Source organism: Virgibacillus sp. NKC19-16 (assembly GCF_021560035.1).
Taxonomy (GTDB): domain Bacteria; phylum Bacillota; class Bacilli; order Bacillales; family Amphibacillaceae; genus Virgibacillus_L; species Virgibacillus_L salidurans.
In genome coordinates this window covers 3418469-3434003 of sequence record NZ_CP074373.1, presented here as the reverse complement: position 1 = coordinate 3434003, position 15535 = coordinate 3418469, and the positions used below count along the sequence as shown (strand labels likewise).

At 39.9% G+C, this 15535-nt stretch carries 18 protein-coding genes; 15 read left to right on the top strand and 3 right to left on the bottom strand.

The window, feature by feature from the left end; translation table 11 throughout:
• Positions 1-116: 116 nt before the first annotated feature.
• The 14 genes from KFZ58_RS17120 (at position 117) to KFZ58_RS17055 (ending at position 11444) form a co-directional block, all read left to right on the top strand.
• Positions 117-353, top strand: coding sequence for a hypothetical protein (locus KFZ58_RS17120; protein ID WP_235792492.1), 237 nt, complete (start codon positions 117-119; stop codon positions 351-353).
• 129 nt (positions 354-482) lie between these two features.
• Positions 483-803 carry a hypothetical protein gene (locus KFZ58_RS17115; RefSeq protein ID WP_235792491.1) on the top strand — a complete coding sequence of 107 codons (321 nt, stop codon included), beginning with the start codon at positions 483-485 and terminating at the stop codon, positions 801-803.
• A gap of 387 nt (positions 804-1190) precedes the next feature.
• A complete protein-coding gene (locus KFZ58_RS17110; protein ID WP_235792490.1) occupies positions 1191-2309 on the top strand; it encodes an ABC transporter ATP-binding protein in 1119 nt (372 codons plus the stop codon).
• 74 nt (positions 2310-2383) lie between these two features.
• Positions 2384-3250 carry a carbohydrate ABC transporter permease gene (locus KFZ58_RS17105; protein ID WP_370642513.1) on the top strand — a complete coding sequence of 289 codons (867 nt, stop codon included), beginning with the start codon at positions 2384-2386 and terminating at the stop codon, positions 3248-3250.
• Between the two features lie 2 nt (positions 3251-3252).
• On the top strand, positions 3253-4062 hold the full coding sequence (locus KFZ58_RS17100; protein WP_370642512.1) for a carbohydrate ABC transporter permease: 810 nt from the start codon (positions 3253-3255) through the stop codon (positions 4060-4062).
• 50 nt (positions 4063-4112) lie between these two features.
• Positions 4113-5486 (top strand): ABC transporter substrate-binding protein, encoded by a 1374-nt coding sequence (locus tag KFZ58_RS17095; protein WP_235792487.1) that lies wholly within the window; start codon positions 4113-4115, stop codon positions 5484-5486.
• Positions 5487-5571: 85 nt separating this feature from the next.
• The gene (locus KFZ58_RS17090) at positions 5572-6330 is read left to right on the top strand and encodes a glycerophosphodiester phosphodiesterase (RefSeq protein WP_235792486.1); all 759 of its coding nucleotides are present in this window, start codon (positions 5572-5574) and stop codon (positions 6328-6330) included.
• Positions 6323-7153, top strand: coding sequence for a glycerophosphodiester phosphodiesterase (locus KFZ58_RS17085; RefSeq protein ID WP_235792485.1), 831 nt, complete (start codon positions 6323-6325; stop codon positions 7151-7153). Before KFZ58_RS17090 ends, KFZ58_RS17085 begins: the two co-directional genes overlap by 8 nt.
• Before the next feature lie 69 nt (positions 7154-7222).
• Positions 7223-7495, top strand: coding sequence for a 4a-hydroxytetrahydrobiopterin dehydratase (locus tag KFZ58_RS17080; protein WP_235792484.1), 273 nt, complete (start codon positions 7223-7225; stop codon positions 7493-7495).
• Between the two features lie 70 nt (positions 7496-7565).
• Positions 7566-8201, top strand: coding sequence for an SDR family oxidoreductase (locus tag KFZ58_RS17075; protein WP_235792483.1), 636 nt, complete (start codon positions 7566-7568; stop codon positions 8199-8201).
• A 161-nt stretch (positions 8202-8362) separates the two neighbouring features.
• Positions 8363-9307 carry a response regulator transcription factor gene (locus tag KFZ58_RS17070; protein WP_235792482.1) on the top strand — a complete coding sequence of 315 codons (945 nt, stop codon included), beginning with the start codon at positions 8363-8365 and terminating at the stop codon, positions 9305-9307.
• A gap of 168 nt (positions 9308-9475) precedes the next feature.
• Positions 9476-10324 (top strand): ABC transporter ATP-binding protein, encoded by an 849-nt coding sequence (locus KFZ58_RS17065; RefSeq protein ID WP_235792481.1) that lies wholly within the window; start codon positions 9476-9478, stop codon positions 10322-10324.
• Positions 10324-11019: an ABC transporter permease gene (locus KFZ58_RS17060; protein WP_235792480.1), complete on the top strand. Its 696-nt coding sequence runs from the start codon at positions 10324-10326 to the stop codon at positions 11017-11019. Before KFZ58_RS17065 ends, KFZ58_RS17060 begins: the two co-directional genes overlap by 1 nt.
• A 110-nt stretch (positions 11020-11129) precedes the next feature.
• Positions 11130-11444 carry a YfzA family protein gene (locus KFZ58_RS17055; protein ID WP_235792479.1) on the top strand — a complete coding sequence of 105 codons (315 nt, stop codon included), beginning with the start codon at positions 11130-11132 and terminating at the stop codon, positions 11442-11444.
• A 36-nt stretch (positions 11445-11480) separates the two neighbouring features.
• Here the strand turns inward: KFZ58_RS17055 and KFZ58_RS17050 are convergent, their stop codons facing one another.
• From KFZ58_RS17050 to KFZ58_RS17040, 3 genes are all read right to left on the bottom strand, one after another.
• A complete protein-coding gene (locus KFZ58_RS17050) occupies positions 11481-11975 on the bottom strand; it encodes a hypothetical protein (protein ID WP_235792478.1) in 495 nt (164 codons plus the stop codon).
• 41 nt (positions 11976-12016) lie between these two features.
• Positions 12017-12754, bottom strand: a complete 738-nt coding sequence (iscB, locus tag KFZ58_RS17045; RefSeq protein WP_235792477.1) for an RNA-guided endonuclease IscB — start codon at positions 12752-12754, stop codon at positions 12017-12019.
• 217 nt (positions 12755-12971) lie between these two features.
• A complete protein-coding gene (locus KFZ58_RS17040; RefSeq protein WP_235792476.1) occupies positions 12972-14516 on the bottom strand; it encodes a pyruvate kinase in 1545 nt (514 codons plus the stop codon).
• Between the two features lie 173 nt (positions 14517-14689).
• On the opposite strand from KFZ58_RS17040, the gene KFZ58_RS17035 reads away from it, so the two are divergent.
• The gene (locus KFZ58_RS17035; RefSeq protein ID WP_235792475.1) at positions 14690-15463 is read left to right on the top strand and encodes an acyl-[acyl-carrier-protein] thioesterase; all 774 of its coding nucleotides are present in this window, start codon (positions 14690-14692) and stop codon (positions 15461-15463) included.
• Positions 15464-15535 lie beyond the last annotated feature (72 nt).

The following is a 15535-nucleotide window of genomic DNA, read 5'->3' as shown; positions in this document are numbered from 1 at the left end:
ATACGATAGGGCCATTTGGTGGAATAAAAGTTGTGTAAGAAGACCGAGGGACAGGTATTGGAAATAATTATGTTAAACAAATTGCTATAAGAGAAAACTTAAAAAAGGGTGTCGATTTGTTTATTCAAGTTGGTATATTTGTTGTGGTACTTTTAGGGATTTGGTTATTGTCACGTGTATTTAGTAAGAATAGAAAAAACTTGCTCGTTGGTTTAGGTATGGCTGCCTTGCTGTTCGCTCTTGTGACTAATTTAAATAACCTTGGAGATCGTAGCTTTTTAACTATGTTTATGCTTTGTAGTGCAGGTCTTATTTTTGTATATAGAAACGAACGAAAAAAATCAGCAAATTAAAATGAATTAGATGGTTATCTTATTCTTGTTCCTAACCTTTATTCCTTTAACGGGTGCCATTCTGGAATAAGAAGGTTCTTTCTGAGTAGGGCCAGATTGTAGTATAAGCTTTTAAAGGTGGAGTGCATAATGTATTGGTTTATTTTATTAGCTGTTTTTTTAATAGCGGGCTACTATTTTATATTAAAAAGAAAATCAAAGGCAATAGAGAAATGTTTTTCATTATTGTCTCTGGTCTTCTTTTTGTTGCTTACCTCCTTGTTTTGGAGTGATAAGGTAATAGACATAAGTCTGCTTTTACCTTTTGTGTTGGGGGCATTGGGAGTCATACTTGGATGGTTCGGAATTAAAGGCGATTTAAGAATAAGTTTGATTTTGTTAAACCTACTCGCGTTGATTATGTACTCTGTTTTGTTTTTTGTTGCAAAGGTAGGTTTTCAAGAACCATAAGAGTTTTTCAACGGGCGCGATTGCAGAACAATGAAAATAAATAAATGAAACAGCTCAGTAAAATGTGAACTGAGCTGTTTCATTTTTATATCAAAACCCTCACCATAAAGCAATGTTTTTAATGCGCTAATTTCATTGTTAATTAGCCTACTAATAATAATCTGAAAATATTGCTTTTTAATAAGTTTCCGCCTGTCAGTAAGTGAACTACTTAATTCATCCCCCAAAGGTTCTTCCCTCATTAACTGTTAAAATAATCCCCACGAAACTAATTTTAAAGTTATATTAACTTTATTAATTTAAATTTAACTTATTGTATGAAAACTGTAAATTTTAAATCTGAATGAATCAGATATGTTTTAATGTATGTGAAAAGGAGGTTATCGCATGCAGCAAATCGAACTGATTGATATTTCAAAGTCCTATGATAAGCAGAGCAAGGTCCTGGATGAAATCAATTTAGCCATTGAAAAGGGAGAATTCTTTGTTCTTGTTGGGCCTTCCGGTTCCGGAAAAAGTACGTTGCTTCGAATGATTGCAGGACTTGAGGAGATTTCAGGAGGGGTATTAAAAATAAGTGAACGGGTTGTGAATCATATCCCGCCAAAGGATAGAAATCTATCCATGGTCTTTCAAAATTATGCGTTATATCCGCATTTAACGGTAGAGCAAAATATTCTGTTCGGCTTACGCGCAAAGAAGGTTGATAAGCAGGAACAACAGCGAAAATTGAAAGAAACAGCGGATATGATGGGATTGAGTGAATTCCTGGAGCGCAAGCCGAAAGAACTTTCCGGTGGACAGCGGCAGCGTGTGGCACTGGCAAGATCTGTTGTAAGTGAAGCACCGCTTTGTTTGATGGATGAACCGCTTTCTAACCTCGACGCTAAACTGCGGTCACATATGCGAATTGAAATTAAACGGCTGCAAAAAAGGCTGGGGATGACTATGGTTTATGTCACACATGATCAGGTTGAAGCGATGACCATGGGCGACCGAATAATGGTTCTCAATGAAGGGAAAATTCAACAGGTTGGTGAACCAATTACGTTATATAATGAACCAGCCAATTTATTTGTTGCTTCTTTTATCGGATCTCCGAAGATGAATTTGGGAAAAGCTGTTTTTTCAAAAGACCGAAAGCAAATTATACTGGAAGATTTCATGAACATAAATGCAAATACGGATACATTAAAGAGCATACCGAGAGATAAAAATTTAACCGTTGGAATCAGAGCGGAGCATCTCCAGCCAGGAAGCAGTGAAAGTACGAACCATCACTTAGAAGTAGTGAATGTGGAACATTTGGGCAATGAAACATCGATTGCATTTGATGTTGGGTCTGAATTATGGACAGCAAAATGGCCGGGGCAATGGTCTGTTCAAGTAGGCGATATTGTGGGCGTACATATATCCATTGAAAATGTATGCTTCTTTGATTCAGATACAGGTTTATTGATCAAATCTGCATCAGCAAGGCAAGAACAAGAGGTAGTTGCGATATGAGCATGAGTCAGACAGCCCTTGCGTCAGATGAAGCGTTGCAAGATGATTTTGAACTGGTGAAGAAGAAACAACGGATGAAGAATTTTGTTAAAGGGATCCTGTTTCTACTGCCATCCATTATTTTATTTACAGTTTTTTTATTCTACCCCATGATTCGCACAATCTATTTAAGTTTTTTTCTAACGGATTCGAGCGGTGCACCAACTGTGTTTGCCGGATGGGAAAACTATATCAATCTTTTTACATCACCTATATTCCTGCAAAGCTTGCAGTCGACCTTATTATTTGTGCTGTATACAGTTCCGGTTACCGTTATTATCAGCTTATTTTTAGCCGTTATCGCAAATGAGAAGCTAAGAGGGATTGGGATCTTTCGCACCATGTACTCGTCGACAATGGGGATTTCCGTTGCAGCGGCATCTGTGTTTTGGTTGTATTTGTTTCACCCTTCCATTGGGTTCCTGAATCAAATCATAGGTCTACTTGGCTTTGAATCGATAGGCTGGTTGACGGATCCCGCTTGGGCACTGATTGCTGTTTCGATAACAACCATCTGGATGAATGTTGGGTTTACTTTTCTAATTTTATTAGGCGGCTTGCAGTCAATTGACAGTCATTTATATGAAAGTGCTGATATCGATGGGGCTGGATACTTTTATAAGCTTCGTCGTATTACAATTCCTATGTTGTCACCAACGCTGTTTTTTGTGGTTACAGTAACGATGATTAATGCCTTTCAAACATTTGGTCAAATTGACATTTTGACTCAAGGTGGGCCGCAGAATGAAACAAATTTAATCGTTTATTCGATTTACCGGGATGCTTTTATGAATTATCAATTCGGTTCAGCAAGTGTACAGGCAGTAGTCTTATTCATCATTATTTTGTTGATGACAATCGCACAGTTTAAAATCAGCGAAAGGAAGGTTCATTATCAATGACCATGCCAATCAGCAGAAAAGTCATTTTCTATATATTGCTTATCCTAGCAGGCATTGTCGTGTTTGCCCCAACATTCATGGCTTTTATGATGAGCTTTATGACGAATGCGGATATCATGACGGCAAGTATGCCTTCTACGCTTACATTTGATAATTACATAAAAGCATTTAATCAATTTCCTTTATTAAAATATTTATTTAATAGCTTCGTTATATCCATTGTCATTATGATCGGGCAATTGATTTTATCCAGCTTGGCTGCTTATGCATTTGTATTTCTTGAATTTAAAGGGAGGGATTTCCTGTTTTTCTGTTTTATTGCAACCATGATGATTCCCTTTGAAGCATCAGTAATTGCCAACTTTCATACCGTCCGTGATTTGGGCTGGATAGATACATACCCGGGATTAACGGTGCCGTTCTTTGCAATGGCATTTGGTACATTTTTGCTGCGGCAGAATTTTAAACAAATACCAAAAGAACTAAAAGAAGCAAGTCAAATCGCCGGAATGGGTGAATTCAAATTCTATTTAACTGTTGTATTGCCGGTGTCGAGGACCAGTATGCTAACACTTGCGGTATACGGATTTTTAACCTCATGGAATCAGTATTTATGGCCGTTGCTTACAACAACAAATGATACAGTCCGGACAGTACAAATCGGGTTAAAACAATTACAAACACAGGAACAGTTAAATGATTGGGGGGTGATCATGGCAGGAGCGATTATCGTCGTTGTCCCTACATTAATCTTGTTGTTCTTTGGGCAAAGGAAGTTGCAAAAAGGATTAACAGAAGGTGCTCTAAAATAAGGCATTTTGTTGGACCTGAGTAGCTATTATAAAAAAGGAGTGAACGATGAATGAAGAAATTATTTGTCATACTCGCACTTGGGCTTTTGTTATTTGTTGCAGGATGCGGTGGTGAAGGAGAAGCCTCAGAAGATGCATCAGGATCAGGAACGAATGTGTCAACAGAAGAAAATGGCTCAGACGAGAGCGGAGGGACACAAACGGTAACATTCTGGCATGCGATGGGAGGCTCTGGTCAGGAAGCATTGGATTCAATTGTGGAAGGATTCAATAATTCACAGGATGACATTCAAGTAAATGCTGAATATCAAGGCTCTTATGATGAAGCATTAACAAAGTTTCATAGTGTTGCTGGTACAGATAATGCACCAACGATGATGCAGGTTTTCGAAATTGGTACAATGTCCATGATCGAAAGCGGTAATGTCGTACCAATTCAGGAATTTATTGACGCGGACGGATATGACATGAGCGGTTTGGAAGAAAACATCGTAAACTATTATAAGATTGATGATCAGTTCTATTCTATGCCATTTAATTCATCTACTCCTGTTATGTATTATAATAAAGATGCATTTGAAGAAGCTGGACTGGATCCGGAAGCACCACCGGAAACGTTTGAAGAGGTTGAAGAAGCAAGTAAAACTATTATGGAGTCAAACCCGGATATGAGCGGTTTTGCATTGCAAGCCTACGGATGGCTATATGAAGAATTATTGGCTAATCAAGGCGCATTATACATGAACAATGATAATGGCCGTACAGATACACCAACGGAAATTGCATTTTCAGAAGAAGAAGGGAAATCTATCTTTGAATGGGTGAATCGTATGGTTGAAGAAGAAACATTTGCGAACTATGGTACGAACGGAGACAACATGGCTGCAGGCTTTCTAGCAGGTGATGTTGCTATGTTCTTACAATCCTCAGCCAATACAAAAGGGATGATCGAAAGTGCTCCTTTCGAAGTTGGTGTTGGCTTCCTTCCACATCCAGAAGGCAAAGAGCGTGAAGGCGTCGTTATTGGCGGTGCAAGCCTTTGGATGATTGATGGTAAACCAGAGGAAGAGCAACAAGCTGCATGGGAATTTATGAAATATTTGCAAACCCCTGAATTACAGGCTGAATGGCATGTTGGAACTGGTTATTTTGCGGTCAACCCAGCAGCATATGAAGAGCAAGTCGTTCAGGATGTGTATGCAGAATCACCTCAATTCCAAGTAACTGTAGACCAATTACAAGCAACAACACCATCTTATGCAACACAGGGTGCTGTCATGGATATGATACCGGAAGGACGTACAATTATCGAAACAGCACTTGAGACGGTATATAATGGCGGAGACGTGGATGAATCTTATAATACGATGGTGGAACAACTGAACACTGCAATTGAACAGGCGAATGCAGCCAGAGGAGAATAATAACTTTATAATATTATATAAAAAGAAAGGGAATAAAATTGAACTTTATTCTCTTTCTTGATAAAAAGTAGAGGAGCGTATTTAAATGACAGAGACGAAGATTTATGGGCACCGCGGCTGCATGGGGAGTTTTCCGGAAAATACCTTGCTTGGCTTCCGGAAGGCGATTGATCAGGGTGTGGATGGCTTGGAGATAGATGTACATATGACAAGTGATGGTGAAATTGTCGTCATCCATGATGAAACACTGGACAGAACAACAGATGGAGAAGGATATGTGAAGAATCTTTCTTTAGCGGAGATAAAGCAGTACAGTGCGGGTTCTCGTTTTAATCATTTTCAGTATTACGAAGATGCATGGCAGTTAGAGCAGGTACCCACATTGCAGGAAGTACTGGAGGCAATTGCGCCTTATGACATTGAACTAAACATTGAATTAAAGACATATATAATTGATTATGCAGGCATGGAACAGAAAGTACTGAATCTCGTCAAGAAATATGGGAACGGCAAAAAGGTGATCTACTCTTCCTTCTATTTGCCTTCACTACTGTACATGAAAAAAATTGATCCATCTGTAGAAATGGCCTGGCTGCTGGATCAACAGCTTCCGCGTCCCCTAGATTACATGCAAGCCCTGGGATTGGAAGCACTACATGTATCAGGAGACATCGTACTAGCTGCACCTCATCTTATGAAGGACGTTTACAAAAATCTGCGTGTATGGACAGTGAATAGCAGTAATGAACTAAAACAGCACTTAGATTTGAACGTCAAAGCGATAATAACTGATTTTCCGGAAAAAGCGGTTTTTTTCAGAAGTGAGCGGAGAGCATTTGCTTAAAAAAACAGTGTGGTTTGCAAGTGCTATCGTTGGTGTTTTAATCGTGATGTATAATTACGTAGGTCGTGAACCGGAGCCTCCTATCGTGAATGAGCCAAAAATCATTGCCCATCGGGGTGCGAATGATCGGTTCAATGAAAGCACGATCACTGCCTATGAAATTGCGGCAAATGATGGTGCTGATTCACTTGAAATAGATTTACGGATGACAGAGGATCAAACGCTTGTAGCCATGCATGATGAAAACATTGATCGTACAACGAATGGATTGGGAGAAGTGTCGGATTATTCGCTGGAAGAGCTAAAGGAATTTCAAACAGTTGAGGTATTTGGTAATGAAAGAGCAACGGAGCGGGTTCCCACCTTAAGGGAAATCATAGAAACATTTACCGACTCGCAGCATTATTATATTGAAACAAGACTTGAGGATGGGGAGCTAGTAATGGAAGAAGCCTTAATCGGGTTGCTGAATGAATATGATCTAATAGCTAAGGAATTAGTGACCATTCAGTCCTTCTCACAACAAAGTCTGGAAAAAGTGCATGAACTTGCACCTGATATTCCATTAACGCTTCTTTATAGTAAAGGGAACTTTGACCTGAGTGAGGCTAAATCAGTTGACTATCCTATTATCGGCATCGAATCATCAGATGTAAACATGAAAAATGTGAACGCACTGCATCGCCAGGGAAAAGAAGTACATGTTTATTTCAATGATGAAGCAACACAAAAAGAAGAACAGGAAAGAGTCAAAGCGTTACATGTAGATGGATTTTTTACGGATGACATTGAGTATACAAAGGAATTGCTGGATAGAAAGTGATATGGGGCCTGTCCGTCAGTTTAAATGATAGCAGTTTAGGGGAAATCTGTACTACAAGGAGGTATAAACATGGCACTAAATGAAAAGCAAATACAAGCAAATCTTAACCAGGTACCCGGTTGGGAGTACACGGATGGTTACCTGACAAAAACGTATAAACTTGCTGATTTTAAAGCATCACTGGCTTTTGTAAACAACGTGGGTGAGTTGGCAGAGGAAGCTAACCACCACCCTGATATTGTTATCCAGTACAATAAGGTGAATTTGTCACTTCGATCGCACGATGAAGACGGCATTACCAACAAGGATTTCGGGCTTGCAGAGAAGGTTGAGAATCTATAGGAAGAGATCGACAGGTTCCTTGACCCAGTATCAGCTTTCCCATTCATGCTATTGAAAGGACGGTGATGCCATGAATGTTTTAATCCTTGGAGCAAATGGCCAAATAGCACGATACGCTATTGATTTATTTTTAAAAGATACGAATGCGAAGTTAACCTTATATCTTCGTAAAGCTGATAGATTAAAAAGGTACAAATCTGACAACGTTGACGTTATTGAAGGAGATGTACTGGATTATGAAACGTTAAAACAAGCGATGGCAGGACAAGATATTGTATACGCAAACTTAGACGGAAGAATGGACGAGCATGCTGAAAACATTGTCAAAGCAATGAAAGAAACGAATGTTAAGCGCCTAATATTTGTTGGAGCTTATGCTATTTATGATGAAGTTCCTGGTGAATTTGGCAGGTGGAATAAGCAAGTAATTGGGGCGTTTTTAGGACCTTATCGCATGGCGGCTGATATAATTGAAGACTCGGATGTAGATTACACATTCATAAGGCCGCCTTGGTTAATAAATGACAATGAAATTGAGTATGAAACGACAGATAAAAGCGAACTTTTTCAAGGGACTGTGGTTTCAAGAAAAAGTGTTGCATCTTTAGTGGTAGATATCGCAGAAAATCCTGAACTTTATTTGAGAAAAAACATTGGTATCAATAAACCTGGTTCTGTCCCTCGCGACGTTAAAGGGTTTACGTAGTGAGGGACAGAAGTCATAGACAAAAATGACTATCAAAATGATTTGGTAGTCATTTTTTATGTGAAAGTCGCATTAAATCTGTATAACAAAAATCCCTTCCCAAATACTTCATGATATACTACATTTGTAATTAAATGATTTCTTGAACAGGAGCTTTGCTAATGGCACATTTTAAAATAGACAATGAAATGATAGATAGTGAACATCTCCCATCATTTTCCCTTACCATTGAAGATTCCCATGCAACGTCCATTTACAGTGATACGGACATGCAGGCTGAACTGGTCAAGGTCCTCCGAAATAACGGCAGGATTCCCATTTTTGACCTGCAGGATGGTTTATATGAACGCCTGACAGTGGAAGAGAATATCATCTTTTATCAAAAATGGTTCGGCTGCAAAATACCTATTCCCGAAATTCTCGTATTGTTTGAATTGCAGACTTGTGCGAAGATCCCGCTTTATAAATGCTCTGAATCTGAAGTCCGCCGGGTCCACTTTGCCAGGTATTATATGAGCGGCGGCTATCCAATGGTCTTCCTTGAGCCCATTCAAGGCGTTGATATCAAAACAACCAATACGTTTATTAATATGATTGAAAAGATCAAAGATAGTTCCATCCCGGTGCTTGTTTTGGTATCCAATATGGAACATGCGCTGTTACTTGGAGAGGTGGCATACAAACTGCAGGAAAAAGGCATCCAACAAATTGAAGTCGATGAGGCGGAGGAAGTAGCGAATACGGACAGTCCTGCCCCACCGGCGACCTCAAATTTGTTCAAGATTCCGGCGAAAATAGATGATAAAATGATTTTATTCGATCCTCCGGAAATTGACTATATCGAGAGTCAAGACGGAAAGGCTATGATTGTCATCAATGATCAATCCTATGCGATGGAGTCCACACTCGGAGAAATGGAAAAGAAATTGGGGGTTTATGGATTTTATCGCTGCCACAGGTCCTATATTGTGAATTTGCAAAAGGTACGTGAAATTATTACATGGTCAAAAAATACATATTCACTCCGGATTGACAACAAATCACAATCGACCATCCCACTGTCACGGGCCAAAATTCAGGATATTCAGGAGAAATTCAGCCTGTAATAAGTACAGTTTAACTTAAGCAGTGTAACCGTATGGCATTTACAGGCGTTTTTTCAACCTCAATCCAGTACATTTGAACCTTCTTATGGTACATTCCACTCTGATATGACTGCATCCATCAGCATTTTTCATTAGGATGAATGTAGAACTCATAAGGAGGTTTTCAGGTTGGAAAATGCAGTGGAAGTAACAGGAATGCGAAAAACTTTTGGTCAAAATCCGGCCATAAAAGATGTCAGTTTCAACGTGAAAAGAGGTGAAATATTCGGGCTGCTTGGACCAAGTGGATCAGGCAAAACAACAACCATTAAAATCCTAACCGGAGAACTCGGACAAACAGCCGGTTTAGTGACAGTTCTCGGTGTTGATTCAAAGCAATTTGGAACGGCTGATTTCAAATCCAAAATTGGAATATTATCGGATAACAGTTCGTTGTATGAGCGTCTGACCGTCTATGATAACTTAAAATTATTTTGTAAATTATACAATGCACCACTTAATCAAATCGATGTGATACTGCGTGAGGTTAATTTGCATGACGCGCGTTCCCAAACGGTTTCGAAGCTGTCAAAAGGGATGAAACAGCGCGTGCTACTGGCAAAAGCATTGATGCATAAACCTGATCTTGTCTTTCTGGACGAACCAACATCTGCGTTGGATCCGGGGAATATGGCGGATATCCATCGCGGGCTACAAAAACTCAATGAAGCAGGGACCACGATTTTCCTGTCCACACATAATATGGAGGAAGCAACGGCGTTATGTGACCGCGTCGCTTTTTTACACAATGGTGAACTGCAGGAACTGGACAGTCCGAATTCACTCCGCTATAAATATTCCACCCATGCTTTTCATGTGGAAACATTTAACGGTGAACGAATGGTTATTGAAAATGAACCGGAGAATGCGAATCAAATCAAGGAATTAATTGCAAATGGGAAAGTGAAAGCAATGCACACGGACAATCCAACCCTTGGCCAAATCTTTTTAAAAGTGACCGGAAAGGAGCTTGTATAATGCACATTCGACGTATATCTGCCATATTCGAAAAAGATATAAAAGATTTTATGAAAAATATGATGCTTTTGATGATGCCAGTGATTCCAATCGTATTGGCACTCCTATATGATCGGATGGGAGGAGATGAAGAGGTTCCTATTGTCCTGCTGTATATTATTATTGGAGTAACATATTCAGCGGTAACATCAAGTACCATAATGACCATGATGGCTGAAGAAAATGAAAAGAAGACACTGCGCGGACTCATTCAGTCACCTGCATCCATGATGGATATCATTATTGGAAAAAGTTTGGTTACCGGACTTATAACTTTCGTATCCTTAATTGTGTCGCTCGTGATTCTTGATATTGGGCCGTTTTTAAACTTCAAAGCTATTCTCGGATTACTATTGCTGTTTTTGTTCTTTCTATTTCTAGGAATCGGCGTTGGCCTTTTTACAAAGTCAATTGCTTCAACCTCATTCTATATCATGCCGATCATGTTCCTATTCGGTTTCACACCGATGATCCAGATGCTCAGACTGGATGAAGACAGTATTGCCATTCAAATTTTCGATACTTTCCCAATTATGCAGGGGATTGAAATACATGATACCACCTCCTGGCTTCCACTTTTGATAATTGCAATTTGGGTGGCTGCTGCAGCAGTGTTTATGTATGTTTGTTTTAGAAAGACGATGACGGATGACTAGATCATTAGAGCATTATGGGAACTGTCTCTCACCACATTAAAGCATTAGCGTGGTGAGGGACAGGACTCTCAAAAACCATTTGATATAAACCAAATTGGAGGTTCTGACAAGTGGCAACAAAAAATAAAAGCGCTGGTTCATTGGTCAAGGATATCTTTTTATCTATTGTAGCCGTTGTAATTGTCGTCGTTGTATTCTATCTTTTTGATGAGCCAAGTAGTCAAGAAGATGATACTGAGTTGGCAAGCCTATTCGGTCTATTGCCTGATGAGTTCTTCGCGGGTACGTTTGCTCCGTTTGACATGGTTATTTTTAACCTCGTTACAGCAGTACTCATCATCTACACAATTATTAGAATGCTGCATACACCTTTTAACAGCACTCCGAAAGAAGTCTCCCACCTCAAGGAATATGAAGAGCGATAGCCCAATGAGTAGGTGGGAGATGAATTTCGGTTGGCATCAGCCAAATGCCTTCTGCTCAAACTGCCAATTGTTGTTATGGCTGATTCGTGTCAGATCCTTGAGGCCAACCTGTTTATAGCTTTTATTGGGCATGGTGATATAATCCCCTTCTATAGACTTGACGTAAGCCCCACTTGTCCCTGTAAATCCTGTAATGTAGCCGGTTGTTTCATAGACCCTCACTTTGTCGTTCAAGTAAAATCCCTTGAGGTATTTCTTGTTCTTTGCATTTCGTTTACTCAGTGTGTTTTTCGTTTTACGTCCTTTTCTGGCCGTCGCCTCATGTAAGGAACGTTTCTTTTTCCGAAATTGCTTGACTTTGAAAATGTTCTTGGTATCTTCTTTGATGAATGGAATGCCACTAATGGCAATCGCATCATTCATATGGCTTTTTTCCAATTCCAGTTCTTTACGTTTCGGTGTAGTAACTGAACCATACGTGATTTTTGCCTGTGGATACGTGATAAATACCCTTCGGCGAAAGCTATTCATGAACGGCCCTTCTTTGTATTGTGGTAATCTTTTTCCTTCGATCATCCACTTCCAAGAATCTTCCCGCTCTGATGGTTCTCATGTGTGTGACAGTCCGTACAGACGGTAACCAGGTTATCTGCCCGGTTGGAACCTCCATGTGAACGGTATAGGAGGTGATGGGTGTTCAAAATTTTTCCTTTCTGTTTGCACACTTGACACGTATAGTTATCTCTCGCAAATACAAAGTAACGCACATCATGATAGCCATACGTCTGACCCTGTTGGTAGGCCACCCCAGCAATATCCGGGTCGATCATCTTTTGCACATCGAATTTGCCAACCTCTATGGTTAACGCAGGATGTGGCACAAGATCGTAAAACTTGTCGATCCAAAAGAAGGTATTTTCCACCCGACTTTGGATGCTTGGTGGCAGCCATCCGTTCTCCCGGCTGCGATTTTGAAAACGCGGTTTACGATAACGTGTTTTCCGGTTTCTTCTAGAGTGTCTATAGGTTCTTCTGGTCTCAATGGCAACTTTGACATCCTGACGCAGTTCTACTTTTCCTTTAGCTAGTACCTTGTCTTCACTTGTAATGGCGATGCCAACATGTTTCGCTCCCAGATCCACCCCGATATTCACTTCCTGTGTATAACTATTGGTCTCATATAGCAATTGAATGCCAAACGGGTTGCGGGATACGATTTTTGCTTTCTTTTCTTGGAGCAGCAGTCTTGCTTTTTTTGGTTTGCACGGCATTAAAGGTTCTCCATGCATATTGATAAGGAACACTACCATAGTGTTCCTCCTCTCAGAGTGGTTACCCTTCGCCAATGTTGGTATGGCTTTGCTAAAAAGTCAAGATCAGGTTGACCGTTCCTACCCATTTAGAACTATTACAGCGCCTGCACAGAGCCACGGACTTAGGGCATCATCCGGGGGTGTGATAACCAAACCAACGTAGTCAATGAAGACTTAGGCTAGACAACTAAAGGCTTTTTTCAAGCCCCCCACTTCAATCTGACTGAAAGTTCGATAAGTGGTGGGTAGTTGACTCCTTTGTCTCTGCCAGATTTAATGCTCTTAATCTCGGCATTTTTTTATATTGATGTTCCTGCATTTTTTCTAATATCTCATCCAGTGTGCGTATGACATCCAGTACATATTCTCCCTTGTTTAACATAATACATTCTGCCTTGGATCCTTGTGCCGCATCGGTAATCTCTGCTCTTGACGGGACGCCTGTTTTCATCATGTTCTCCATTACTTGCGTAGCCCAGATTACCGGAATATCTGCGGCTTCACAAATCCAGAGAATTTCTTCCTGGATTTCTGCCAATCGTAAATAGCCGATTTCAACAGCTAAATCTCCTCTTGCAACCATGACACATAACGGGTTTTGACTTGCTGCTGTCACAATTATCTCAGGTAAATTCTGAACACCTTGGGCCGTCTCCAGTTTCAGCATTAGTGCTACATTCGAAGCTTTTTTCTTACTCAGTCGCTTTCGTATTTCATCTTGTATTGCATGTATATCGTCTGGATTTCTTACAAATGAGCAGCCGATGATATCGGCGTTCCGGCAGACAAAATCCAGATCCTGTTTATCTTTATCCGTAAAAATTTCAACATCATAATTGGAATTTGGAAAATTTAAGCCTTTTTCTGCTTTGATTTTGACGCCTTTTTTGGTTTGCAGTTTTTTGACCTTTACGATAACCCCGTCATCCTTCACAGATTTAACTTCACCTTCTATTTTTCCATCATCAATCAGAACGGTTTCACCTTCCTCCAGGGAAGAAACAATCTCTGGAATACTGCAGCCTAAAACAATTTCGTTTCCATAGAAGTTTTGCAATGACTCTTCTCCGGTCAAGAAGAAAGAATCTCCCTTGTAGAGCAGGGGTTTCTTCAAAGTAGTATATAATCGGTCAATTCGAATTTTTGGGCCTGCAATATCCATCATAATTTTGCAGGTCTTGCCAAGCTTCTCTTCTGCCTTGCGAATATTTTGGATCATTTTTTCCCACGTTTTGGGATCATCGTGCGCACAATTAATCCTTGCAACACTCATCCCTTCCTTTAGAAGATTCTCCACTAGTTTTTTACTTCTTGCCGCTTCGGTTGGAAAAGTTACCATAATTCGGGAAGATTTGTTCTCAGGACTTTTTCCTAAGATGTTATCAGCGTTCTCCTCTAGATTTCGACTGCCCTGAAAGTAAGAATCCGGGGAAGGAAATTTTTTCTCATCTTCTTTCTCTCCATTTATTTTCGATAAACTCTCCACCACAGCATCCAGATTATCCATCGTGTGGGATTCGGATCTCCCCAAGGATGATAATCCCCATGGCATGAGTGCAGTCTGAAGCTCTCTTATATCCCTTCTCCTTAGTGCAAGATAAAATGCCAGATTTCTGGCACTATCCACAAACTCGGTATTTTTAATTCCTGGTTCCCATCTGTCAAATGTTTCTTTACCTTCGCGATACACATTTTCACGTAGTTGAATCATTTCCTCCATTAATTCAGCGGAGTCTTTAGAGTCTGTATACTGAGCCATCGGATTCACTCCTTCTCTATATTTTAAATAAATGATACGGAATCATACACTTATTTTCTATTATAAACGATATGTAAGAAGTTATAAATGATTCGGTACGCTTGTACTGCAAGTATATCTCCTATTTCTGATATAATATAAAGAGAATCACAAGGGAATAAGGAGCTATAACCATGCAAAATGACATACTGTATAAGAAGAGTTATCGTATTGATTTACGTGATGTTGATTTTAAACAGAAATTAAAACTAAGTACATTATTCAGCTATTTTCAGGAAGTAGCTAGTCTTGCTTCTGCACAGCTTGGTGCGGGTATCGATGTCTTAGCAAATAACTACGGTGTTGCTTGGATTCTCATGCGGATACGGGTGGAAATTGACCGCATGCCGGAATGGAAAGAGGAATTTACGATTGAAACATGGCCACAGGAACCTGGTAAATTAGAGTTCGAGCGTGATTACATTGTACGTGATCAGGACGGCGCTCCCATTATTCGAGCAGTTTCTGTTTGGGTGATTATGGACTTAGAGGAAAGAAAAGTAAAAAGGGCTTCACACATCCAACTTGAGTATCCATCCGTGCTCAAAGAACGTGCCATTGATTACAAGCTAAAAAAACTGAAAAGTCCGGGATCTCTGGAAACAGCATACCACAAAGTAATTGGCTATAGTGATATTGATTTTAATGGCCATTTAAACAACTCGAAATATGTGGATTATATGCTCGATTGTTTCCCGTTGGAAGATCATCAAACCCATGAAACAAAAGCCATTGAAGTGAACTTTAATCATGAGGCATTACCAGGAGAGACCATTATTTTAAAAAATGGAATTTCTGAAACGGATCCAGGATTAGTTCATATTGAGGGCATGAATGAAAATAATCAGAAGGTCGTTTTTAAGGCGCAAGTGGAGGTTGGGGGGATCGACGGGGAAAGTAAGGACTGAGTCAACTTTTTGGTTGGTTTGCAAATTTCTTTTTCGTATTATAATGTACATAGCAATAAAACCGAAGAGAGT